The sequence below is a fragment of the Stutzerimonas chloritidismutans genome (assembly GCF_051486945.1).
Classification (GTDB): Bacteria; Pseudomonadota; Gammaproteobacteria; order Pseudomonadales; family Pseudomonadaceae; genus Stutzerimonas; species Stutzerimonas chloritidismutans_B.
In genome coordinates this window covers 1,313,690-1,335,166 of record NZ_JAHVDX010000001.1, presented here as the reverse complement: position 1 = coordinate 1,335,166, position 21,477 = coordinate 1,313,690, and the positions used below count along the sequence as shown (strand labels likewise).

Below are 21,477 nucleotides of genomic sequence, written 5' to 3'. Positions count from 1 at the left end.
GGTTCAACCCGCCTTTGCCAGGTTAGGAATCGGCGCGTCCTCAGCGGATTGGACAGCGCGCACGGTGCGCCAGGTGTTGTAGGCCATCAGCAGCATGCCGAAGGCGAACAGTCCACCGCCGGTCAGGCGCACGAGATAGCCTGGATGACTGGCTTCGAGCGCTTCGACGAACGAGTAGGTCAGAGTGCCGTCTTCGTTGATCGCCCGCCACATCAGGCCTTGAGTGATGCCGTTGACCCACATCGATGCGATGTAGAGCACGGTGCCGATGGTGCTCAGCCAGAAGTGTGCATTGATCAGGCCGACGCTGTGCATCTGCTCGCGTCCCCAGAGTTTGGGAATCATGTGATACAGCGTACCGATGCTGATCATCGCCACCCAGCCGAGGGCGCCGGCATGCACATGGCCGATAGTCCAATCGGTGTAGTGCGACAGGGCGTTGACCGTCTTGATCGCCATCATCGGCCCTTCGAAGGTCGACATGCCGTAGAAGGCCAGTGACACCACCAGGAAGCGCAGGATCGGGTCGGTGCGCAGCTTATGCCAGGCACCGGAGAGGGTCATCATGCCGTTGATCATGCCACCCCAGCTCGGCGCCAACAGGATGATAGACATCACCATACCGAGACTTTGCGCCCACTCCGGCAGGGCGGTGTAGTGCAGGTGGTGTGGGCCGGCCCAAATGTAGATCGAGATGATCGCCCAGAAATGCACGATCGAAAGGCGATAGGAGTAGATAGGTCGCTCGGCCTGCTTCGGCACGAAGTAATACATCATCCCCAGGAAGCCCACCGACAGGATGAAGCCGACCACGCTATGCCCATACCACCACTGCACCATCGCATCGGTGGCGCCGGAATACAGCGGGTAGGACTTGTACCAGGTCACCGGCACCAGCATGTGATTGATCACATGGACCATCGCCGTGACAATGACGAAGGCGCCGTAGAACCAGTTACCGACGTACACATGGCTGACGCGGCGGCGCGCGATAGTGCCGAAGAACAACCACATGTAAGCGATCCAGACGAGCGTCAGCCAAAGCGCGATGGGCCACTCCATCTCGGCATATTCCTTCGATGTGGTGATGCCCAGCGGATAGCTGACCAGCATCGCGACGATCACCGCCTGCCAACCCCAGAAGACGAAACGCGCCACCCCATCGGAAATGAGCCGCACACGGCTGGTGCGCTGTACCACATATAACGACGTGGCCAGCAGCGCGTTGCCGCCGAAAGCGAAGATCACGAGATTGGTGTGCAAAGGCCGAATGCGCCCGAAGCTGGTCCAGGGCAGGTCGAAATTCAGCTGCGGCCAGACGAGCTGGGCCGCGATGAACACGCCCAGGCCCATCCCGAGGATGCCCCATGTCAGGGTCATCAGGGTGAATTGGCGGACGATGTGGTAGTTGTAGCGCTCGCCGGCGGCGCCGGCTGGAATCACGTCAGGCATGAAGTCACTCGTTGCACGCAAGGAAGAAAGGCGTGCACCCGCCAGATCGCATGGCCTGTTCGAAGCTCTCGAGGCGATCGGGGGTGCAACACAAAGCGGAGCGTGAAACAGTTTGGTGAGCTGCTTGAGTTGTTGCAAAGGAATAATAATGGCCTTTAAGTGCAATAAAATTTATTCAAGTGTTGCGGGAAGCCGGCAATCGCCGCAATACGGCGACTCATCCAGCTGGTTGAAATCAAAAACATTGCTGTTGGGCGGCACTAACTTTCATTTCCGCATCGCTGCGCCGCGCCACTAGGATTAGGGCGAGGCGCCTCCCGGCGCGCATGGCAGAGGAGAGTCGATATGACGTCACAGAGCTTGGGTATGGAGCGGCAGCAACTGGTCGAAGCGCTGGACGAACTGCTCAGCGCCGAGCGAGCGGGCGCGCTGGTCGCCAGCGCCAGCCTCGACGAAGCCACGAGCGATGTGCAGCGTAGCGTGCTGGCGCAGGTACACCGTGGCGAGGCGGATAGCTGCCGGCGCCTGCGCAATTGCCTGCAATTGCTCGACGTGGAGCCGGGTCATGAGCGGGGCGCCTTCTACGAAAAGTGCATGGCCATTCCGGATATCGGCGAGCGGCTGGCGCTGGTGGACCGTGGGCAGAAGTGGGTCATCCGCAAGCTTGAAGCGCTGCTCGAGCAGGTCACCCATGCGCCGATCCGCGACGAGCTCGAAGCCGTGTTGCGGACACACGAAATCAACAGCGAAGACTACGCCGCCCAGGCCGACGCCCTGCGCTAAACCCCGCGGCTTCAGCATCCTTGGCGCGGGCGGCCGTTCCCGTTATGGTCGGGGCTTTCCGCCTGCCTTGGAGAGTCCCCGTGTCGCTGACTACGCCTTACGATCCGCAGAACATTTTCGCCCAGATCATTCGCGGCGATGCGCCCTGCTACAAGCTCTACGAGGACGAAGACGTCCTGGCGTTTCTCGATCTCTTTCCACAGTCTTACGGGCATACCTTGGTCATTCCCAAGCGCTCAGCGGCCTGTAACATCCTCGACGTCGACACCGAGGCGCTGAGCAAGGTCATGACGGTGGTGCAGCGGCTAACGCGTGTCATCGTCGATGAACTGCAGCCCGATGGCGTGCAGATCGCCCAATTCAACGGCACGCCCGCCGGGCAAACGGTGTTTCACATCCATGTGCATATCGTGCCGCGGTATTCGGACCAGGGGTTGGGCGCGCACGCCTCGGGCAAGGCCGACCCGCAAGCGCTGGAGCAACTGCAGGCGCGTCTAATCGAGCGCATCGCCGGGCAGGCCTGAACCGCGACCATCGCAGCAAGCGGCAGGCACCAAAGTACTATTCGTGCTGGCCTGAGCGCTTCGTACCCTGCAGGCATGAAGCCTGCTACCTGCTTTTTTGTCCGACTCACGAGCCGCGCCTTGCGCGCGGTGTCGCTCATGTTCGCCACGGTGCTGCTTCTGGCCGTGTCCGCGGTGCGAGCGGCGGAGCCGTTGCCAGTGCTGCGCCTGAGCGTGCTGCAGTTCGGCACGCCGCACTGGGAGCTAGAGCATCTCAAGCGCGAAGGACTGGACGTCGCCAATGGCTTCCGGCTCGAGTTGCGGCTTGTCGCCGACCTGCCTGCTTCGCGTCTCGCCCTTGGTAGCGGCAGCGTGGACGGCGCGGTCAGCGACCTGCTCTGGGCGCAGGCTCGCTACGAGGCCGGCACGGCTTTCCGCTATGTCCCGTTTTCCTCGCAGATTGGCGAAGTGCTGGTCCCCGAGGGCAGCGCCATTGACGGCCCGTCCGACCTACGCGGCAAGCGCATCGGCGTAGCCGGCGGGCCGGACGGGCTCGGCTGGTTGCTGCTGAAGCGTCTGGCCGCACGCGAAGGCATCGACCTTGCCACGGAGGCTGAGGTGCAGTACGCCGCGCCGCCGCTGCTCAATGAAGTGTTGCGGCGCGGTCAAGTCGATGCGCTGGTGACGTTCTGGCATTTTTCCGCGCGGTTGCGCGGCGAGGGCGGGGCGCGGACGGCTTTTAGGCTGGCCGATCTCGTCGGCGACCTGGGGCTGAGCCGCGATCTCCCCGTGCTGGGCTACCTCATTCCAGACGATTGGGCTGCGGCTCACCCGGCCGTGCTGCACGGTTTTACCCGGGCGATACGCCAGGCCAAGGCGCAGCTGCGTGACGATCCGGCTGCCTGGCAAAGCATTCGAATGCTGATGCGTGCGGAGGATGACGCGGTATTCGCCGCGCTGCGAAACAGTTTCGTCGAAGGCATTCCGGGCCTGCTCGATGAGGCGCGGGTCGCCGATCTACACCGGCTGCTGCGTTTGACCGGCAGCCCGCCGGAAGGACTGATGCCCGCCTCGCTGTTCCAGGATGCGCCATGAACACGCCGCGCTGGGCCTGTCTGATCGCGCTGCCGCTGGCCGTGCTGGTCTGGACAGTGACGGCGCACTTCATTGCCAGCCCGCTATTGCCTGGGCCGATGGCGGTGCTGGATACCTTCTGGCGCGCAGTGCAGAGCGGCGAGCTGCCACACCATCTGCTGGTTACCCTGCGTCGGGTCCTGGTCGCCTTCGTCCTTGCGATGGCGTTAGGCGCAACGCTCGGTGTCTGGATGGGGCGCTCGCGGTTGGCAAACGCTGTGCTCGATCCGCTGCTGGTGCTATTTCTCAACCTGCCAGCGCTGGTCACGATCATCCTGTTGTACGTCTGGTTCGGGTTAGTAGAAGCCGCGGCGGTGCTGGCAGTGGTGGTCAACAAGGTGCCCAATGTCGCTGTGACGCTACGCGAAGGCGCACGCAACCTGGACCCCCGGCTCGAACAGATGGCGCAGGTATACGGATTCAGCCGCTGGGGCCGGCTGACTGAGGTGTGGCTGCCACAGTTGTTTCCCTATGCCATGGCGGCGACTCGCGGCGGACTGGCGCTGATCTGGAAGATCGTGCTGGTGGTCGAGCTGCTGGGGCGGTCCGATGGCATCGGCTTCCAGTTGCATATGGCGTTCCAGGTCTTCGACGTGGCGGGCATCCTGGCCTACAGCCTGGCGTTCATCGCAGTGGTACAGCTCATCGAGTTGGCCGTGTTGCAGCCGCTGGAGCGGCGCGCATCGGCCTGGCGCCAAGTGGGGTTGCAGCATGCTTCTGCGCCTTGACGGCACATCGGCCGCGCATCCGTTGCTCGGTACGCTCGACGTGAAGGTACACCCGGGCGATCGCATCTGCCTGCTCGGGCCTTCAGGCATCGGCAAGACGACCTTGCTCAACGCCATCGCCGGGCTCGACCCTCTGTTACGCCCGCAGAGCGCCACGCGAAGGGTCGGCTATCTGTTTCAGGAGCACCGCCTGTTGCCGTGGCGTACGGTTCGCCAGAACCTGGAGCTGGTGGGTGCGACCGGGGCGGAGATAGATTGCCTGCTCATGGAAGTCGCCCTGGCTGAAGCCGGCAATCGTTTGCCCGACCAACTCTCTCTCGGTATGGCACGGCGCGCAGCGTTGGCCCGCAGCCTGGCGGTGAAACCTGACTTGCTGCTGCTCGACGAACCCTTCGCTTCGCTGGACCCAGACCGGGCAGCCGAGCTGCGTGCACTGATCCTCCGGCTGCTAGCAGCGCACCCGGAGATGGCGATGATTTGTGTGACCCATGATGCAGGTGATGCCGACCAGCTGGCCAACCGGCTCTGGTATCTGGACGGGCGGCCCGCGACTCTGCAATGGGATCGACCGCTAGTGCCCGGCACCAGTGCCAGCCGCATCAGCGAACAGCTGCGCTTGCTCAGCACCTAGCCCATCGCGAATTGCGTCAATGCATGTAGCACCAGCCCGACGAGCCCACCGACCAGCGTTCCGTTGATGCGGATGTATTGCAGGTCCTTGCCGACGCTCTGTTCCATCTGCTCGACCAGCTCGCGGCTTTCCCAGTGCTCAACGCGCTGGGCGATGTATTTTCCGATCTGTCCACGGTAGCGCTCGAGCAAGTCGGGTGCGGCGCGCATCAGCCGCTCGTTGATCCACAGGCGCATCGAGGCGTCCATGGCCAGCGAGTCGCCGAGCCCCTGGGTCAACCGCTCGATGCGCCGGCCGATGCGTGATTCCGGGCTGTCCAGGTCGCTTTCGAGCCAACCGGTCAGCTCTTGCCACAGTGACTGCAGGTAATCGGTGGTCGCGGGATGCTCGAGCAGTTGGGCGACGATGCGTTCGACTTCTAGCCGGTAGCTCGGGTCGTGCTTGAGCCGCTCGATGTAGAGCGCGACGTGTTCGTCGAAGCGCTCGCGCAACGGGTGCTCCGGGTCGTTGGCAATCTCGGCGATGACGGCCGAAACGCCGTCCACGAACTTGTTCGCCGACCAACCGCCGACCGCTTTGCCAAGGCCTAAGTAGCGCAGCGTATGCACCTCAGCAGTGATCGCGTCGGCCACCAGCGCGCGAGTATCGTCGTCCTGCAGCAGGGCGTCGAGCTTGATCAACGCCTCGTCGAGCATGGCCTGGTGCTTACCCTGGCGAGTGAGCATCTCCAGAATCTGGCCGCACACGGGGGCGAGGTCGATCTTGCGCACGCGGTCGATCAGTTTGGCCTGGACGAAGCCCTGCACGCGCTCGTCGTGCAACGACTCGGCGCCGAAGCGGGCTACGGCGGTGAGCTGCCGGCCTACCGCGGCGGCGTTATTCGGGTGGCGCAACCAGCCGGCGAGGCGCCCGCCGATATCCAGCGCTTCGAGTTTGGCCAGCACCAGCGGCGTGGAAAGGAAATGCGTGGTGATAAAGGCGGACAGGTTCTGCCCGATGCGCGCCTTGCTGCGTGGAATGATGGCCGTATGGGGAATAGGCAGGCCCAACGGGTGCCGGAAGAGGGCAGTGACAGCGAACCAGTCGGCGATCGCACCGACCATCGCCGCCTCGGCAAAGGAGGCGAGGTAACCCCACCCTGGATGGCGGTGTTCCAGCGCGGTCGCGATGACGTAGAGCAGGGCGGCGAGCAGCAGCAGGAGGCCGGCGACCGCCTTCATGCGGGAAACCGGTGTTTGCCAGCGACGTTGCACAGGGTTCATGCGACTCCTCGTGGCGTGGCGAAGGGGCATCAGGCTCCGGAGGACGACGGGCCTGCCCTACAGCAGACCCGCCAGGAGCGGTGCCGGTTCGGCGCCGCGGGTGGATCAGTCCTCGCCATCGTCCTCTTCGCGCAACAGCACATAGCTGCCATCGTCCAAGCGTTCGCAGACGTAGAACATGGCAATGGTGCCGTCATGCTCGGTGACCGCCGCGTAGTCGTCCGCCTCGACGGTGAAATAACCCTTCGAATCGGACCCTGCTTCGCTGGCGAATACGGCTGTGAAAAACGCGTCTTCAGGCATGCCATCGAAATAGTCGGCACGTTGCTTGGCGTCCCATTCCTGTGGCGCTTCGAATTGGCCGTTGATGATTACGCGGGCGTCGCCCATGTCGCGCTCTTCGCCGTCCGGGTCGGTTTCATGCGCTCGGTAGATCGTGCAATCCAGTGCATCCGGGTGAGCGAGAATGGTCTCGCGCGAGAAATATTCGGTGGCAGGCATGGGGTCGGCTCCGGTGCGGTGGGGAATGGCGGCAGTGTGGTGGAGTCGGGGGGCTGCTGCAATCGCAACTTCACAGGTGGTCGCCTCCCATCAGGAGCAGTGAACATCGCGTTGACCAGGCCGCTCCAATATCGCGAACCCACCCGATAAATAGTGAGGTCTCGATGAGCATCGAACCGGAGCCAAACGAGGACCAAGCCGCACAGGACCTGCCTGATGTCACTATGACCGACGCCGGTGAAAAGGAGCCTGGTGAGGATCCTGATTTCGATGACAGCGAGCTGGACGGCCCGAGCGAAAATCGCGGTCAACGCTCCCCCGATTGAGTCGCCGGCAAGCGTTACGTCGGTCAGCCCATCAAGGAGGCATTCATGGAAACCTATCAGGCTCAGCCCACCCCGATGGGGTGGGAATTGGTCGATCAGCAATCGAGCGAAACCATCCTGCGCACCCTTACCAAGGATGAAATGCTTAACGAACTCGACCGTTTCATGGCCGGCCGGACGGCTACGGTAGCAGTGCTCGATCGCAGTGGCGCCGTTGAAGAAGAGCGCCCCTATCCGGGTAGCCACCACCAGCTGTGAAAATGCACCTGGCATAACAGGCGACGCACGGACGGCCGCGAAACCTGTCATAAGATGACCGCTTCGCTTATCGCCCGGAGACCGCCACATGCGCTCGATATTCACCGTCCTGATTCTGCTGGCCCTGGCTGGCTGCTCGTCTTGGCAAGCCGACCCGGAAGAGATCAATCCCGTTCCGGAAGACCGCCTGCGCGGCTATCAAGCGCCTGTCGAGAACGGTGGCGAGGTGGTAGTGACCCGTGACCTGGGGCTGCGCGGCGGTGGCTGTTATGTCGCGGTGATGATCGATCGCAAGATCGCGGCGCGCATCCATGTAGGCGAACAGGTGCGCCTGCAGGTCCCGGCGGGTATGCGCATCGTCAGCATTGAATCCGATCCCGAGGACGACACCCTCTGCGGCATGGGCAACCTCCTGCGCGAGCGCGCAGCGAAGGTCGAGCCGGGGCAGACGTTGCATTACCGCATCAGCGCGGACAACAGGGTCGGTTTCGACATTCAGCCAGTCGACGCACCCTGAGGGTGGGCGGCTGAATCACGTCGATACATATTCACGAACCCAATCACGGAGCTAAGCACAACGGTTGCCCCACTAAGGTGAGCGGTAACCGTTGTGCTTGAGCCTCCCGCGGCCTGTCATGCGTGGCACGAGCGGCTAGCACGACGCCTCTTGCAACCCTCGGCCAATGCGCCGCTGAACAGGAGCCACTCGTGAAGAAAACCTTTGTTGCCGTGTCGTTCGCCACTGCAATTGCGATCGCTACACCGCTCAATGCCCAACAGCAGCCAACGTTTGGGCCGCAACTTCAAGGCTTCGACTATCCCTTCCCGATTCAACGTTTCGAGTTTTCATCCCAACAGAAAGAGCTGTCGATGGGTTACCTGGACGTCAAGCCGAAAGGCCAGGCGAATGGCCGTACGCTGGTGCTGCTTCACGGAAAGAACTTCTGCGCCGCGACCTGGGAACAGAGCATCCGGGTGCTGAGTGAGGCAGGCTACCGCGTCATTGCACCGGACCAGGTCGGCTTCTGCAGCTCGACCAAACCACGCGGCTACCAATTCAGTTTCGCCCAGCTGGCGCACAACACGCGTGCCCTGTTGCAGTCGCTGGACCTGGAGCGGGTCACTCTGGTCGGCCATTCAATGGGCGGCATGCTTGCTTCGCGAGTGGCGCTCAATTATCCGCAGGTCGTCGAGCAGCTCGTTCTGGTCAACCCCATCGGACTGGAAGACTGGCAGGCCGAAGGTGTGCCTTACGCTGACATCGATCAGCTCTACCAGGGCGAGTTAAAGACCGATTTCGAGAAGATCAAGGCGTACCAACGCAAGTTCTACTACAACGGGGATTGGAAGTCGGAGTACGACCGCTGGGTAACCATGCTGGCCGGGATGTACGCAGGCGAGGGCAAGGAGATCGTGGCCTGGAATCAGGCGCAGACGTCCGAAATGGTGTTCACGCAGCCTGTGGTCCACGAATTCGATCGGTTGAGCGTACCCACGCTGCTGTTGATCGGCGGGAAGGACCGCACGGCCCCCGGTGCCAACCGTGCCCCGGAGGCGGTGGCCGAACGCCTGGGCAACTATCCGGAGCTGGGCCGGCAGGCCGCGGCGCGCATCCCGCGGGCGACATTGGTGCCATTTCCCGAGCTCGGTCATTCGCCGCAGGTCGAGGCGCCTGAGGTGTTTCATGCAGCCTTGTTAAAGGAGCTCGACGACCTCCGGTGACTTAGGCAACAGCTTACCCGCCGCGAATCAGGTCCTGAATCCGCACGGCCAGTTCGTCCATCACGAACGGCTTGGTCATGACGTGCATGTTCTCCGCGAGGTGCCCGTCGCCAACGATGCTGGTATCGGCATACCCCGTGATGAAGAGGACCTTCAGATCTGGCCGGGCGACACGCGCGGCGTCGGCCATCTGCCGGCCGTTCATCCCGCCCGGCAGGCCGACATCGCTGACCAGCAGGTCGACCCGCGCGTCAGACTCCAGCACCCTCAACCCCGAGGGCCCATCTGCGGCTTCGAGGGCGGCGTAGTTCGTGAATATGCGTGCCAGAGTCGGGCAGGTAGTGCTGCCCGGCCGCGCTGGCAGTGCCCGGCACGGTCCAGTCGCCATCTACCATCAAGGTCAGGCGGTCGGCATCGACCACGCCATAGCCGGCTCGGCTGGCCTGCAGCGTGCGTCCGAGAATCTCGGCAGTGGTTGCTGCCATTTCGGCGATGTCCTGCATGTCGCGCAGCCGATCGCTCAGTTCCAGCAGGCCGTTGCGGCGGCCCTCGGCTTCGTGGCTGTCGGTGACCTCGCGGAACAGGGTGGAGAATTTGTCGTCCTCGAACCGGTGGGTGCGCCCTTCGTACCAGCGTCCGCGGCTGCCGATCACCCGCGAAAAGGTCGCCGGAATGCCGGTGTCGACCACCGCCGCCGTTTCCTCGATCCAGTGCGGGTCGCTGTCGAACAACTGGCGGTAGGTCCGCAACCTGGCCAGGGCCGGGTCTATCTCGACGATTTCGCCCCAGGCGGCGTTGACATGCAGGTAGCGCAGGTCGATCACGCGGCCCTCGGCGTCGCGGATCACCTCGCCAAGTACCAGCCCTTCCTCAAGGTTCTCGAACAGGCCGCGCCAGTGGGACTCGCTGCGCGCCAGCGCGAGCTCGGCGCGGCGGCGGTCGGAGATGTCGTTGAACAGGATCGCCACCCGGTGCTCGCCGGGGGCACCGATCCGTAGGGCCTGCACGTCGTACCAGCGGCCGAAGGGGACTGCGGCGTTCTCGAAGCGCTCGGCCACTCCGGTCAAGGCGACGCGACCATAGGTGTCGAACCAGTGCCGTTCGAGATCCGGGGCAATCTCACTGACCCATTTGCCTTGCGAGCCATACAGGCCGGTCAGCCGCTCGAAGGCGGCATTGCCCTCGACGATGCGGTAATCCACGGCGCGGTTGTTGGCGTCGAAGCGCATCTGGACGATGCAGAACCCAGTGTCGATGGCGCCCAGCAGGGTGCGGTAATGCGACTGGTCGGTGGGCGAGCCTTCGGTGGTCAGGCTGGCATCGACCGGCGCGGTGCCAAGCTGCGCACGCAGCTGAGCGACCTCGTCTTCAAGCGCGCGGGCGTAACGCCTGAGCTGTTCTGCTTCTGGTTGACTCACTGATCGGCAGGCCTTCTCGGTTACTGGACGAATGAGGGCGCGTCGGGGCGGCTCCAGGGGCTATGCATCCCTTCACTATGGGCATTGCCGAGCCTGAACAGTTTCTTCGGCCTGATCGCCGGAGATGACCGGCTAGAGCGGCCAGATCCAGAGGATGGCCGGCACCGCGACCAGAATGACCAGGATCGACAGCGGCAGCCCGAGCCGCCAGTAGTCGCCGAATCGGTAGCCCCCCGGCGCCATGACCAGCGTGTTGGACTGGTGGCCGATCGGCGTGAGGAACGCGCAGGACGCGCCGATCGCGACCGCCATCAGCAGCGGGTCAGCAGAGGCGTCCATGCCGCGTGACAGGCTGATCGCGACCGGCGCGGCCAACACCGCCGCGGCGGCATTGTTGACTACGTTCGACAGCAGCATCACGCCACCCATGAGAATCGCCACCGTGGCCGCGGGTGGAGCGGACTGGCCGAGCGCGAGCAAGCCGTCCGCGATCACCCGCGAGCCGCCGCTGCTCTCGAGCGCCTCACCAATCGGCAGCATCGCCGCAATCAGCACGATGATGGACATGTCGATGCTTTTGTAGATATCGCCCGGCGGCACCAGCCCGACCAGCACCATCACCAGGGCACCGGACACCAGAGCAACCGCCGCTGGCAGCACGCCGAAGGCGATCAGCAGCAACGCTGCGGCGAACAGGCTGCTCGCCAGCACGACCTTACGTGGCGCGGTAATGCGCAGCCCGCGCGAGGCCAGGGGCAGGCAGCCAAGGGCATTCAGGGTCGTTTGCAATTGGTCTTCGCGAGCCTGCACCAAGAGGATGTCACCGGCGGCGAAACGGATCCGGCTCAGGCGCTGATTCAGGCGTTGCCCCTGGCGCGCCACGGCGAGGATGTTCACCCCGTGCCGCTCACGCAGCGCCATGCCCGTCGCGGTGGTTCCCACGAGGGAGGACTGCGGCGTGATGATGGCTTCAGCGAGGGCGCGCTCCTTCGACTTTCCATCCGACTCGGCGGGTGCGTCTTCGCCGTTCTTCTGCGCATTCTTGCGTTCGCGCGCCAGCTCGCGCGCCTCTTCCTTGCCATCCGCATCGGCCGCCAGCTCCAGCTTGGTGGAGTCGATGAAGGCCTTGAGGCTGTCCGAGTCGGTCTCGACGAGCAGGATGTCGCCGTCGCGCAGGACCTCATACATCGAGGGCATGCCGATCTGCCGGGTTTCGCGCACCAGTGCGGTGACCAGCACATCGTCCTCGCCGCTGGCGGTCATGAGGTCATGCAAGGTGCGGCCAATGAACTTGCTGCCTTCGGGCAGCTTCAGTTCGGTGAGGTAGGCATTGATCTCGAACAGTTGCCCCTCATCGGCGCGCTCGCGACGCGGCGTCAGCCGCCATAACAGGCCGATGAACAGGACGCCGGCGAGGGTGATGGCCAAGCCCACTGGGAGGAAGTCGAACATCCCGAACGGCGCCTCGGCGACGTCGCGGCGGTAGCCCGCGACGATGATGTTCGGCGGCGTGCCGATCAGTGTCAGCGTGCCCCCCAGCAACGAACCGAACGCCAGCGGCATCAACAGGAACGAGGGCGAGCGGCCTCCCTGGTGGGCCATCCATACGGCAACGGGCATGAACAGCGCGAGCGCGCCGACGTTGTTCATGAAGCCCGAGCAGAGCGCGACGAGCCCCGTCAGCGTCAGCACCTGTACCCAAGCGCGCTCGCCGACGCCGGTCAGGTGCCGCGCCATGGCATCGACCACGCCGGCATTGAGCAACCCGCGGCTGAGTACCAGCACCGCGGCGACAGTGATCACCGCCGGATGCCCAAGGCCCATGAATGCCTCCTCGACGGGTACGACGCCCAGCAAGGTTGCGGCCAGCAGGGCACCGAGCGCGACGATGTCGTAGCGCCAGCGGTTCCAGATGAACAGCCCGAGGGTCGCGGCCAGGAGGACGAATACGATCAGCTGGTCGCTCTGCATGAGGACTCCAAATGGTTGCACGGCGCGGCGGCCGCGCAGGAAATGCCGCCAAGGCGCCCGAGCTTAGCAAGCGGGCTGCGCGCCGACGACGCCTGGGTGACCCCATGACGATCCCAGGCTGGCCAAACGCAGCGGCCGAAGGCATGGTGGGCAGACGATTCCCCTGCACGGTGAACCATGCCCGAGTCCGTCACACTCGTCTGTCGAGACGGCTATCCGCTTGCAGCATGCTGCTGGGCGCCGCCCCGTCCGGCCCGCGGGGCGGTCATCCTGAGCTGCGCGACAGGCGTGCTGGCGCGGTACTACGCTCGGTACGCGACCTTCCTCTGCGAGCAAGGCTACCGGGTACTGACCTATGACTACCGAGGCATCGGCGGCTCGCGGCCGGCCAGCCTGCGCGGTGCGCAAATTCGCTGGCGGGACTGGGGCGAGCTGGACTTCGACGCGGCGGTGCGTTGGATGCGTGAGCGTGAACCGGCCGGCCCTCTGGTGGCGGTCGGGCATAGCATCGGCGGCTTCCTGCCGGGGTTCGCCGAGGCGGCCACCGGCGTAGACCGCTACCTGAGCGTCGGCGCCCAGTACGCCTACTGGCGCGATTACGCGAGGCAGCACCGCTTGCGGATGTTCGTCCGATGGCACCTGTGCATGCCAGCCATCACGGCGCTGTGGGGCTACTTTCCCGGGCGTCGCCTTGGCTGGCTGGAAGACCTGCCTGCGGGGGTCGCTTGGGAATGGGCGTTTCGGCGCGCCCGGCTCGAACAGAGTTATCCGGCGCACGAGCGGGAAGAGGTGCTTCGCCGCTTCGCTGCCGTGCGTGCTCCGATGCTGGCAGTGAGCTTGAGTGACGATGAGTACGGCACGCTGCCGGCCATCGAGCGCGGCTTGCACTACTACCGAAACAGCCCGCGCGAGCATGCTCGTCTCACCCCAGCGATGCTCGGCCAGGCGCAGGTCGGGCACTTCGATCTGTTCCGTGAGCGCTACCGCGACAGTTTCTGGCAGGCCAGCCTGGAATGGATCGAGTCCGGTCGAAACCCCTGGCCTAGCACGGCTCGCTTCGCTCCCGCGCAGCCCTGATGCGGCGCCGGTGCCTTCAGCCGGCCCTGTCGGTCGGTGCCTCGAGCAGCTCGTCCAGCGCCTGCCGGTATTCGCGACGGCCGATGCGCATGCTGTTATTGTGCGTGCCGCCTTCGATCAGTAGCAGGCGTTTCGGCGGCTTGGCCGCTTCGAACAAGGCCTCGCTGAAGCGCGCCGGCACGTAAGGGTCCGCGGTGCCGTGGACGATCAGCACCGGCATCCGTACCTGGCCGATTTTGTCGATGGAATCGAAGCGTTGCGACACCAGCCAGCGCACCGGCCAGGGCGTGTCGGCGACTTCGGTGGCGATGTCGCCGAGGTTGGTGAACGTCGATTCGATGATCAGTGCGCGGGCCCCGTCGGCATCCTCGGTTTTGCTCAGCTCGGTCGCGAGGTCGACGGCTACGGCGCCACCGAGCGAGTGGCCGTAGATGAGCCGCTTGCGCGCGTCAGGCTGGCGCTTCTTGAGCTCAGTCCAAGCGATGCGGGCGTCCTCGTACACCGTGGCCTCGGAGGGTAAACCGCCCAGGCTCTTGCCGAAGCCCCGGTAGTCGATCGCCAGCACCGCGAAGCCCAGCGAACGAATCTGCTCGAGGCGAAACAGATGGCCGGTGAGGTTCCAGCGCGACCCGTGCAGGTACAAAAGGGCAGGGGCGTCGGCCTGCTCGGCCGGCCACCACCAGGCATGGATGCTCTGGTCGTCGCCGAAGGCTGGCGCCGTCAGCTCCAGTTCCTCGACGCCGCTGGGCAAGCCGCTGAACCAGCGCGCCGTGCCCGGCTCGATGCGAAATACCAGTTCGCGCTCCTTCTGTTCGAGCAGCGAGCAGCCCACGGGCAGCGCAGCCAGGATCAGGGCGACGCAGCTCGCGGCGAACAGACGCGCCCGGCTACGGAAGAATCGTGACATGAGTCCTGCTTCCTTGTTCACACCGGCGACATTGAGCGACCCGGCCGACCACGATGCAAGCGGGCGGCGCGAGCAAGTCTTTACCGCAGATTGCAATCGTCCAGTCTCTGCTACGCCACCGGGGCGAAGTACGACACTTGGGCTGTCAGGCCGTCGCTGCGCCCTCAGTCGCAGGCAGCGACGGCATTCGGCGCATCATCCGCCGGCTCACGCGCCGTCCAGGCCCACCAGAACACCAGCAACCCGACCGCGCCGGTCGCTGCGCCGATATAGCCGGTCGAGGTCCATCCCAGGCCGGCGCTGATTGCCAGGCCGCCGAGCCAGGGGCCAAGGGCGTTGGCCACATTGAAAGCTGAATGATTGGATGCGGCGCCAAGCGTCTGGGCCTCCCCGGCCACGTCCATCAGATGGGTCTGCAGGGGCGGGCCGAGTGACACCATGGTGCCAACCGCAAACGCGGCTGGAAGGATTGTCCACAGTGAATTAGCGGCGAAAGGGAATACCAGCAGGACCAGAATGCTCCATAGCAAAAGCCAGGCGACGGCTTTGAACCCCAGCTTGTCAAACAGCCTGCCGCCAATAATGTTGCCGACGATTCCACCCATGCCGAACGCGGCTAGGCCTACCGGGATCCAGTTCTCGCCCACGCCCGTGACCTCAAGCATGGTCGGCGCCAGGTAGCTGAACACGCAGAACATCCCCGCAAAGCCGATCGAGCTGATGGCTAACGCGAGCCAGACGGGCTTGCGGTTGAAATCGCGCAGCTCGCGCATGGGGTTGTTGCGCGGTTCGCTGCGATCGAGCGGTAGGAGGATGGCCACCAGCAGAACGGTCAGTAGGGCGATCAGGCCGACCAGCGCGAATGCCCAGCGCCAGCTCAGGCTTTGGCCGAGCCAGGTCGCGGTGGGGTTGCCGATCAGCATGGCGATGGTCAGGCCAGCCAGTACGCGGCTAACGGCCTTGGCGCGCTGGTCGGCCGGCACCATGGAAGCGGCCACGAGCATGGCGACGCCAAAATAGGCGCCATGCGGCAGCCCGGCGATGAAGCGGAACAGCATCAGCGTGTGGTAGTCCGGCGCCATGGCGCTGGCGAAGTTGCCCAGCGCGAAAAAGCCCATCAGCAGAAGCAGCAGGTGACGGCGGAACAGTCGTGAGCCGAGGATCGCCAGCAGCGGCGCGCCGACCACGACACCCAACGCGTAAGTGCTGATGACATGGCCGACCTGCGGCTCGCTGATGCCCAGCCCCTGCGCAACGTTCGGCATCAGGCCCATGATGGCGAACTCGCCGGTCCCGATGGCGAACCCGCCCATGGCCAGTGCCAGTTCGATCAGCAAAATCGCGCGGGCCGACAATACCGGCCTGCCAGTGTCATCTCGGATCATGGATGCCTCAGCGGAGTGGTGACGTGGCACGCCAGCGTCCTGGGGACGGGGTGCCTGAGGGTGCGATCGGGGCGAACACGATAGGCAGCGGGCGCGGCGTGAAGTTCTCACCGGGCCGATGATCGTCGATATGCACGCCGGCTAGTGGTAGCGGGCGAGGAGAGTATCGAACTCGCCGGCCTGCTGCATCTGTCGCAGCGCGGCGAGTATCGCCTCGGCCGGCACGTCGGGCTCGTCGCGCACGATGCAATGGATGGCATAGTCGCTCAGCTGCTCGACAGCCTTGATCGGCTGGTCAGGGTGGTTCCGGTTGTACCAATCCAGTGCGCTGCGTGTGCTCAAGGCGTAGCGGTCACGCCCGGCGGCGAGCTTGGCTAGCACCTGGGCTTCGGTTCGTGCGTCGTCGCGCTGCAAAACGCCGTCTCGAAACAAGGCCTCCGCATCGGGGTAGTCGAACCCGAGTACCGTGCCGATGCGCTCGCCCTGCAGCTGCGCCAGGGCAGTGGCGGGAACGTCCTCAAGGGCGACGAGCAATGAGTGTTGGGTCATGAAGGGCACACTCCAGCGATAGCTCGCGTGCGACTGGTCGAGCCAGGCGGGGTTCATGTAGCAGCTGACATCGACCAGGCCTTCAGCCAGCAGTGGCTGGATGCGCGACCGTGACATCACAAGTTGCTCGGCCGTGCGGCCGACGTGCGCTGCAATTCGCCGATGCAGGTCGTGGAGAATGCCGTTGATGACCTTCCCCTCGGACAGTTCCACCATTGGCATGGTGGAACTGTCGCTGACCGAGAACCGCAGCGGGCGATCGTCGGCCAACCCCGGTGCGCTGGTCAGCAGTAGAAACAAGGCCAGGATGGTTGTACGCATGTCGATCCTTCAGCGCGGTCGACGGTGCGACCGGGTTCGCGAAAGGCGCGATTATCGATGCGGCGCGTCCGTGTGTCGATTCATGCGCTGAATAATGCCCCTAAGCTACTGCGGTCATGGGCTCGTGCATCAACCCTGGACGGCCAGCGCATCGGCCAGCAGCCGGGGTGTGTCCTGGGCGCCCATGGCTTGGGCTGCGGCTAGTGCGCTCACGCCATTGGCGTCGGTGCGTCGCGGATCGGCGCCGCGCTCAAGAAGCAGTTCAACGATGTCGCGACGGTTGAACATGGCGGCCATCATCAAGGCTGTCTTGCCATCCGGAGACGGGCTCTCGACGTCGGCGCCGTGGTCCAGCAGCAACCGCACCATGTCCAGGTTGCCTTTGAACGCAGCGCCTGCGAGCGGGCTCTGGCCCTTATCGTTACTTAGGTGCGGATCGGCGCCGTGCTCGAGCAGCACGCGCGTGGCGTCCAGGTGGCCGTGGTAGCTGGCCAGCATCAGCAGGCTATCGCCATTGTGGTTGCGGATGTTCGCCGGCAAGCCCCGGCCCAGCAGATCGGCCAGCCGCGCGGCATCACCCTTGCGGGTGCTTTCGAATACTTGCTCGGCAAACGCGAGCGCGGCGTCGTCCAGCTCGGGGCGGGTAGTGGGTTGATCCGTCATGTCATGGTCCTCGGTTCGAATACGGCGAAACGCCGCCATTGTGCCGAAGCGGCACGCCCGCTCGGGCGACGGCTTTTCTATCCGACCGATAGCCGGGGCGAATGTCCTGCAGCACACCACTGGGCTATGGCAGTATCGCCGACCCGTTCACTGTGACCGCTGACATGAAGCCCGAAGCCCTCGAACGCCTGGTGACCCAGACGATGCCTTACGGCAAGTACAAGGGTCGGCCGATCGCCGACCTGCCAGGGCACTACCTCAATTGGTTCGCGCGGGTCGGCTTCCCGCCCGGCGAGCTTGGCCAGTTGCTGGCACTGATGCATGAGATCGACCACAACGGGCTGTCCGCGCTGCTCGCACCGCTGCGCCGCCGCTGAGGTTCAGGCCTCGCCTTGCGCCTTGAGCGCGTCGAGGGCCGGTGCGGCGTAGATGCCCACCTCAACCGCCAGCGCCATGACCCGTTCGACATCGCAGCTGTAGACGAGCACGGCCTGCAGCGCGTCATCCAGCGGCTCGCTGAAATCGACCAACACATAGCCGCCCTTCTCCGGATAAAGGCTGCCGAGCTGGGTCTGGATGCGGTTCAACGCCTTGAGCGGCTCGGTCTTGGCGAGCTGCTTGGGCTTGAGCACGAAATCGACGCCCGGGCCAAAGGAGCCGACGATTTGCTCGAACAACGCCTGGTAGTCATCGGCCTGAAACAGCACGGTGTCCGGTAGGCTGCCAACTACGACCCACTCGCCAAGCGGGATAGGGAAGTCGTCGTCATAGTTGATATCCGGGTTGGCCTGCAGGAAGGCGTCCGGGTCGGCATAGGCTTGCGCGGCTTCGTCGGCGATGCGCTCGATATCGGCATCGCCCAGGCAGCCGGAGCTGATCAGGCGGATCAGTTCGGCGAGTGGCTCTCTCATCGGGGAATCCTGGCGGGCTGCGGGGCGGCCAAGAATACCGGAAACGCAGCAGAGCCGTGCCTTCGCGACGCGCCATCGCATACTGTTGCGCGTGTTGGGTTTTCAGCGCAGGGCTGCAGATTCTGTTAGCTTTTCGTGCACAATAGCCGCCATAAACAGGCACGGCGGGCCATGGCGCACGCTGGCTTCGCTCTGTTCCCGCGCCCTATAACGATCCGCCCATTTTCGAGAGGAACGACTGTGCATAACGTCGTCATCAGCGGTACCGGCCTTTATACCCCTGCCCATAGCATTTCCAATGACGAGCTGGTTGAGTCCTTCAATACCTACGCCCGCCGCTTCAACACCGAGCACGCCGACGCCATCGAAGCCGGCGACGTCCAACCGATGCCCGAGTCGAGCTCGGCTTTCATCGAAAAAGCCTCGGGAATCAAAAGCCGCTTCGTCACTGACAAGGCCGGCATCCTCGATCCGGACCGCATGGTTCCGCGCATCCCCGAGCGCAGCAACGATCAGTGGTCAATCCTGTGCGAAATGTCGGTCAAGGCAGCCGAGCAGGCGCTCGAGCGCGCCGGCAAGACGGCTGCCGACATTGATGGCGTGATTGTCGCCTGCTCCAACCTTCAGCGCGCTTATCCGGCGGTCGCTATCGAAGTGCAGGCGGCGCTGGGCATTAAAGGCTTCGGCTTCGACATGAACGTTGCCTGCTCGTCGGCCACCTTTGGCATTCAGAACGCAGCCAATTCGGTCCAGCTCGGCCAGGCAAGGGCGGTGCTGATGGTCAACCCGGAGATCTGCACCGGGCACATGAATTTCCGTGACCGCGACAGCCACTTCATTTTTGGTGACGCCTGCACGGCGGTGGTCATCGAGCGTGCCGATTTGGCCACCTCGCCGTATCAGTGGGACGTGGTCAGCACCAAGCTGGCAACCGAGTTTTCCAACAATATCCGCAACAATTTCGGCTTCCTCAACCGCACCGCCGAGGAATACATGACCAATCCGGACAAGCTGTTCGTCCAGGAAGGTCGCAAGGTGTTCAAGGAAGTCTGCCCGATGGTAGCCGAGCTGATTGGCGAGCACCTGCAGGCAAACGGCCTTGAAGTGGAGCAGGTCAAGCGCTTCTGGTTGCACCAGGCGAACCTGAACATGAACCTGTTGATCGTACGCAAGCTGCTCGGCCGCGACGCCAGCCCGGAAGAAGCGCCCGTCATTCTCGACACCTATGCCAACACCAGCTCGGCCGGCTCGGTGATTGCCTTTCACAAGCACCAGGACGACCTGCCAGCGGGCAGCCTGGGCGTGCTCAGCTCGTTCGGCGCGGGTTATTCCATCGGCAGCGTGATTCTGCGCAAGCGCTGATTGCAACGCTCAAGCGATCAGAAAAGGGTGGGCTTCGGTCCGCCCTTTTTTGTGCGCAGTGGTTTGCGGTAAGCGTGGATGGTCAGATTGGCTGGCGATAAAGCACGGATTTTTTAGTTCCCCCTGTCATGAAAGCTTTATCTAACAGCCACTTGGCTGACACATGCCCTGGCGAAGATGCCGGCAACACAAAGAGCCATGAGCTGTGTGTTTTCCAACGCTAAACCAAAAGGGGAATTTTCGATGATCCGTAAGCACTTCGCCGGTTTCGCCGCCAGCGCCCTCGCTCTGGCCGTTTCCGCCCAGGCTTTCGCCGGTACCGTCACCACTGACGGCGCCGACATCGTAGTCAAGACCAAGGGTGGCCTGGAAGTCGCCACGACGGATAAGCAGTTCAGCTTCAAAATCGGTGGCCGCCTGCAAGCTGACTACAGCCAATTCGATGGCTTCTACACCGTAAACGGCGACAGCGCTGACGCTGCATACTTCCGTCGTGCGTTCCTCGAAATCGGCGGTGTGGCCTTCGAAGATTGGAAATACCAGTTCAACTATGACTTCGCCCACAACGCCGGCAGCAGCGAAGACGGTTACTGGGATGAAGCATCCATCCAGTACTCGGGCTTCAGCCCGGTCAACATCAAAATGGGTCGTTTCGATCCCGACTTCGGCTTGGAAAAAGCCACCAGCTCCAAGTGGGTGACAGCCCAAGAACGTAACGCTGCCTACGATCTGATCGACTGGGCCAACGGCCATCAGAACGGCCTGGGCATTCAGGTCAACGGTACTGCTGGCGACTCCCTGTACGGCTCGCTGGGCCTGCACGCCAAGGACCAAAACGACGTTGACGGCGACAGCGTCAAGCAGTTCAACGCTCGTGCCGTATTCGCCCCGATGCACGAATCTGGCAACGTTTTGCACTTGGGTTTGAACTTCGCTCAGCGCAGCCTCGATGACACCGCCGTTGACGGTCGCATCCGCAGCCGCCTTGGCATGCGTGGCGTGAGCACTGCTGGTGGTAACGATGCCGGCACCAACGGCAACCGCCTGCTGCTGGGTGGCGCAAACAACGCACCGGCCGGTTCGTACGGCGACGATACCGCTATTGGCCTGGAAGCGGCCTGGGCGATGGGTCCGCTGTCCGTTCAGGGCGAGTACATCACTCGCGAAATGGACGCCGACTCGGCTGCTTATGAGGATGTCGAGGCCAAGGGTTACTACGCTCAGGTCGCCTACACCCTCACTGGCGAAGCTCGTGGTTACAAGCTGGGGCGCTTCGATCAGCTCAAGCCGTCCAACAAGCAGATCGGCGCTTGGGAAGTGTTCTATCGCTACGACCATATCGAAGCTGAAGACGACTCGGTCGGCCTGGTTGCGACCAACGACGTTGAAGGCAAGGTCCACAACCTCGGTGTGAACTGGTACGCCAACGAGAACGTCAAACTCAGCGGCTACTACGTCAAAGCCAAGGTAGACAATGCCGAGAACGCCAACGGCGACGACGATGGCGACGGCGTTGTGTTCCGCGCGCAGTACGTGTTCTAACGCTTCACTTCTCCGCTGATGCTCCACTAAGCCCCGTTTCGACGGGGCTTTTTTTCGCCTGGCTTACGGGC

At 63.7% G+C, this 21,477-nt stretch carries 23 protein-coding genes and 1 pseudogene; 13 read left to right on the top strand and 11 right to left on the bottom strand.

What is annotated here, in order from left to right:
- Window positions 1-3 precede the first annotated feature (3 nt).
- Window positions 4-1,452, bottom strand: a complete 1,449-nt coding sequence (gene ccoN, locus KXR72_RS06105; protein ID WP_437420182.1) for a cytochrome-c oxidase, cbb3-type subunit I — start codon at window positions 1,450-1,452, stop codon at window positions 4-6.
- Between the two features lie 345 nt (window positions 1,453-1,797).
- Between ccoN and KXR72_RS06100 the strand changes: the two genes are divergently transcribed.
- From KXR72_RS06100 to KXR72_RS06080, 5 genes are all read left to right on the top strand, one after another.
- Window positions 1,798-2,235, top strand: coding sequence for a DUF6306 domain-containing protein (locus KXR72_RS06100; protein WP_437420181.1), 438 nt, complete (start codon window positions 1,798-1,800; stop codon window positions 2,233-2,235).
- An 80-nt stretch (window positions 2,236-2,315) separates the two neighbouring features.
- Window positions 2,316-2,759 carry an HIT family protein gene (locus KXR72_RS06095; RefSeq protein ID WP_437420180.1) on the top strand — a complete coding sequence of 148 codons (444 nt, stop codon included), beginning with the start codon at window positions 2,316-2,318 and terminating at the stop codon, window positions 2,757-2,759.
- Window positions 2,760-2,834: 75 nt separating this feature from the next.
- Window positions 2,835-3,833, top strand: a complete 999-nt coding sequence (locus KXR72_RS06090; RefSeq protein WP_437420179.1) for an ABC transporter substrate-binding protein — start codon at window positions 2,835-2,837, stop codon at window positions 3,831-3,833.
- A complete protein-coding gene (locus tag KXR72_RS06085; RefSeq protein WP_437420178.1) occupies window positions 3,830-4,600 on the top strand; it encodes an ABC transporter permease in 771 nt (256 codons plus the stop codon). The genes KXR72_RS06090 and KXR72_RS06085 overlap by 4 nt, the downstream gene beginning before the upstream one ends.
- The gene (locus KXR72_RS06080) at window positions 4,584-5,231 is read left to right on the top strand and encodes an ATP-binding cassette domain-containing protein (protein WP_437420177.1); all 648 of its coding nucleotides are present in this window, start codon (window positions 4,584-4,586) and stop codon (window positions 5,229-5,231) included. Before KXR72_RS06085 ends, KXR72_RS06080 begins: the two co-directional genes overlap by 17 nt.
- On the opposite strand, the gene KXR72_RS06075 is transcribed toward KXR72_RS06080, so the two are convergent.
- Both KXR72_RS06075 and KXR72_RS06070 read right to left on the bottom strand, forming a co-directional pair.
- Window positions 5,228-6,493, bottom strand: coding sequence for a DUF445 domain-containing protein (locus KXR72_RS06075; RefSeq protein WP_437420176.1), 1,266 nt, complete (start codon window positions 6,491-6,493; stop codon window positions 5,228-5,230). The two genes, KXR72_RS06080 and KXR72_RS06075, sit on opposite strands and share 4 nt — an antisense overlap.
- A gap of 105 nt (window positions 6,494-6,598) precedes the next feature.
- Window positions 6,599-6,994 (bottom strand): hypothetical protein, encoded by a 396-nt coding sequence (locus KXR72_RS06070; RefSeq protein ID WP_437420175.1) that lies wholly within the window; start codon window positions 6,992-6,994, stop codon window positions 6,599-6,601.
- A 164-nt stretch (window positions 6,995-7,158) separates the two neighbouring features.
- Here KXR72_RS06070 and KXR72_RS06065 point away from each other — a divergent pair, with 164 nt between their 5' ends.
- The 4 genes from KXR72_RS06065 (at window position 7,159) to KXR72_RS06050 (ending at window position 9,300) form a co-directional block, all read left to right on the top strand.
- Entirely contained in the window at window positions 7,159-7,320 is a 162-nt protein-coding gene (locus tag KXR72_RS06065) for a hypothetical protein (protein WP_437420174.1), read from the top strand.
- 45 nt (window positions 7,321-7,365) lie between these two features.
- Window positions 7,366-7,578 carry a hypothetical protein gene (locus KXR72_RS06060; protein ID WP_437420173.1) on the top strand — a complete coding sequence of 71 codons (213 nt, stop codon included), beginning with the start codon at window positions 7,366-7,368 and terminating at the stop codon, window positions 7,576-7,578.
- 88 nt (window positions 7,579-7,666) lie between these two features.
- Window positions 7,667-8,095 carry a 3-isopropylmalate dehydratase gene (locus tag KXR72_RS06055; protein WP_437420172.1) on the top strand — a complete coding sequence of 143 codons (429 nt, stop codon included), beginning with the start codon at window positions 7,667-7,669 and terminating at the stop codon, window positions 8,093-8,095.
- A 212-nt stretch (window positions 8,096-8,307) separates the two neighbouring features.
- Entirely contained in the window at window positions 8,308-9,300 is a 993-nt protein-coding gene (locus KXR72_RS06050) for an alpha/beta fold hydrolase (protein WP_437420389.1), read from the top strand.
- Window positions 9,301-9,313: 13 nt separating this feature from the next.
- Here KXR72_RS06050 and KXR72_RS06045 read toward each other — a convergent pair.
- The 3 genes and pseudogenes from KXR72_RS06045 to KXR72_RS06035 all read right to left on the bottom strand — a co-directional run.
- Window positions 9,314-9,607 (bottom strand): annotated as a pseudogene (locus KXR72_RS06045) (response regulator); the annotation flags it as partial.
- The gene (locus tag KXR72_RS06040; RefSeq protein WP_437420171.1) at window positions 9,552-10,718 is read right to left on the bottom strand and encodes a PAS domain-containing protein; all 1,167 of its coding nucleotides are present in this window, start codon (window positions 10,716-10,718) and stop codon (window positions 9,552-9,554) included. The pseudogene KXR72_RS06045 and the gene KXR72_RS06040, both read right to left, overlap by 56 nt.
- A gap of 132 nt (window positions 10,719-10,850) precedes the next feature.
- Complete coding sequence (locus KXR72_RS06035) at window positions 10,851-12,689, bottom strand: SLC13 family permease (protein WP_437420170.1); 1,839 nt, start codon at window positions 12,687-12,689, stop codon at window positions 10,851-10,853.
- Window positions 12,690-12,866: 177 nt separating this feature from the next.
- On the opposite strand from KXR72_RS06035, the gene KXR72_RS06030 reads away from it, so the two are divergent.
- Window positions 12,867-13,766, top strand: a complete 900-nt coding sequence (locus tag KXR72_RS06030) for an alpha/beta hydrolase family protein (protein ID WP_437420169.1) — start codon at window positions 12,867-12,869, stop codon at window positions 13,764-13,766.
- Window positions 13,767-13,782: 16 nt separating this feature from the next.
- Here the strand turns inward: KXR72_RS06030 and KXR72_RS06025 are convergent, their stop codons facing one another.
- The 4 genes from KXR72_RS06025 to KXR72_RS06010 all read right to left on the bottom strand — a co-directional run bounded on the left by KXR72_RS06025 (window position 13,783) and on the right by KXR72_RS06010 (window position 17,591).
- Complete coding sequence (locus tag KXR72_RS06025) at window positions 13,783-14,673, bottom strand: alpha/beta hydrolase (protein WP_437420168.1); 891 nt, start codon at window positions 14,671-14,673, stop codon at window positions 13,783-13,785.
- 164 nt (window positions 14,674-14,837) lie between these two features.
- Window positions 14,838-16,058 carry an MFS transporter gene (locus tag KXR72_RS06020; protein WP_437420167.1) on the bottom strand — a complete coding sequence of 407 codons (1,221 nt, stop codon included), beginning with the start codon at window positions 16,056-16,058 and terminating at the stop codon, window positions 14,838-14,840.
- Between the two features lie 141 nt (window positions 16,059-16,199).
- On the bottom strand, window positions 16,200-16,928 hold the full coding sequence (locus tag KXR72_RS06015) for a substrate-binding periplasmic protein (protein WP_437420166.1): 729 nt from the start codon (window positions 16,926-16,928) through the stop codon (window positions 16,200-16,202).
- 129 nt (window positions 16,929-17,057) lie between these two features.
- Window positions 17,058-17,591, bottom strand: a complete 534-nt coding sequence (locus KXR72_RS06010) for an ankyrin repeat domain-containing protein (RefSeq protein WP_437420165.1) — start codon at window positions 17,589-17,591, stop codon at window positions 17,058-17,060.
- Window positions 17,592-17,755: 164 nt separating this feature from the next.
- Here KXR72_RS06010 and KXR72_RS06005 point away from each other — a divergent pair, with 164 nt between their 5' ends.
- Complete coding sequence (locus KXR72_RS06005; RefSeq protein WP_437420388.1) at window positions 17,756-17,968, top strand: DUF3820 family protein; 213 nt, start codon at window positions 17,756-17,758, stop codon at window positions 17,966-17,968.
- A 3-nt stretch (window positions 17,969-17,971) separates the two neighbouring features.
- Here KXR72_RS06005 and KXR72_RS06000 read toward each other — a convergent pair whose 3' ends face one another.
- Window positions 17,972-18,502, bottom strand: a complete 531-nt coding sequence (locus KXR72_RS06000; protein WP_437420164.1) for a hypothetical protein — start codon at window positions 18,500-18,502, stop codon at window positions 17,972-17,974.
- 240 nt (window positions 18,503-18,742) lie between these two features.
- Between KXR72_RS06000 and KXR72_RS05995 the strand changes: the two genes are divergently transcribed.
- The gene (locus tag KXR72_RS05995) at window positions 18,743-19,864 is read left to right on the top strand and encodes a beta-ketoacyl-ACP synthase III (RefSeq protein WP_437420163.1); all 1,122 of its coding nucleotides are present in this window, start codon (window positions 18,743-18,745) and stop codon (window positions 19,862-19,864) included.
- Window positions 19,865-20,107: 243 nt separating this feature from the next.
- Window positions 20,108-21,406: an OprO/OprP family phosphate-selective porin gene (locus KXR72_RS05990; RefSeq protein ID WP_437420162.1), complete on the top strand. Its 1,299-nt coding sequence runs from the start codon at window positions 20,108-20,110 to the stop codon at window positions 21,404-21,406.
- The last annotated feature ends 71 nt before the right edge of the window (window positions 21,407-21,477 follow it).

Bases quoted from the DNA above. Each gene is read 5' to 3' on its own strand.
- KXR72_RS06035 (WP_437420170.1), bottom strand. From the start codon at position 12,689: ATGCAGAGCGACCAGCTGATCGTATTCGTCCTCCTGGCCGCGACCCTC.
- KXR72_RS06000 (WP_437420164.1), bottom strand. From the start codon at position 18,502: ATGAGAGAGCCACTCGCCGAACTGATCCGCCTGATCAGCTCCGGCTGC.
- KXR72_RS06020 (WP_437420167.1), bottom strand. From the start codon at position 16,058: ATGATCCGAGATGACACTGGCAGGCCGGTATTGTCGGCCCGCGCGATT.
- KXR72_RS06100 (WP_437420181.1), top strand. From the start codon at position 1,798: ATGACGTCACAGAGCTTGGGTATGGAGCGGCAGCAACTGGTCGAAGCG.
- KXR72_RS06060 (WP_437420173.1), top strand. From the start codon at position 7,366: ATGGAAACCTATCAGGCTCAGCCCACCCCGATGGGGTGGGAATTGGTC.
- KXR72_RS06075 (WP_437420176.1), bottom strand. From the start codon at position 6,493: ATGAACCCTGTGCAACGTCGCTGGCAAACACCGGTTTCCCGCATGAAG.
- KXR72_RS06010 (WP_437420165.1), bottom strand. From the start codon at position 17,591: ATGACGGATCAACCCACTACCCGCCCCGAGCTGGACGACGCCGCGCTC.
- KXR72_RS06025 (WP_437420168.1), bottom strand. From the start codon at position 14,673: ATGTCACGATTCTTCCGTAGCCGGGCGCGTCTGTTCGCCGCGAGCTGC.
- KXR72_RS06005 (WP_437420388.1), top strand. From the start codon at position 17,756: ATGAAGCCCGAAGCCCTCGAACGCCTGGTGACCCAGACGATGCCTTAC.
- KXR72_RS06070 (WP_437420175.1), bottom strand. From the start codon at position 6,994: ATGCCTGCCACCGAATATTTCTCGCGCGAGACCATTCTCGCTCACCCG.
- ccoN (WP_437420182.1), bottom strand. From the start codon at position 1,452: ATGCCTGACGTGATTCCAGCCGGCGCCGCCGGCGAGCGCTACAACTAC.
- KXR72_RS06015 (WP_437420166.1), bottom strand. From the start codon at position 16,928: ATGCGTACAACCATCCTGGCCTTGTTTCTACTGCTGACCAGCGCACCG.
- KXR72_RS06055 (WP_437420172.1), top strand. From the start codon at position 7,667: ATGCGCTCGATATTCACCGTCCTGATTCTGCTGGCCCTGGCTGGCTGC.
- KXR72_RS06065 (WP_437420174.1), top strand. From the start codon at position 7,159: ATGAGCATCGAACCGGAGCCAAACGAGGACCAAGCCGCACAGGACCTG.
- KXR72_RS06085 (WP_437420178.1), top strand. From the start codon at position 3,830: ATGAACACGCCGCGCTGGGCCTGTCTGATCGCGCTGCCGCTGGCCGTG.
- KXR72_RS05990 (WP_437420162.1), top strand. From the start codon at position 20,108: ATGATCCGTAAGCACTTCGCCGGTTTCGCCGCCAGCGCCCTCGCTCTG.
- KXR72_RS06090 (WP_437420179.1), top strand. From the start codon at position 2,835: ATGAAGCCTGCTACCTGCTTTTTTGTCCGACTCACGAGCCGCGCCTTG.
- KXR72_RS06030 (WP_437420169.1), top strand. From the start codon at position 12,867: ATGCCCGAGTCCGTCACACTCGTCTGTCGAGACGGCTATCCGCTTGCA.
- KXR72_RS06080 (WP_437420177.1), top strand. From the start codon at position 4,584: ATGCTTCTGCGCCTTGACGGCACATCGGCCGCGCATCCGTTGCTCGGT.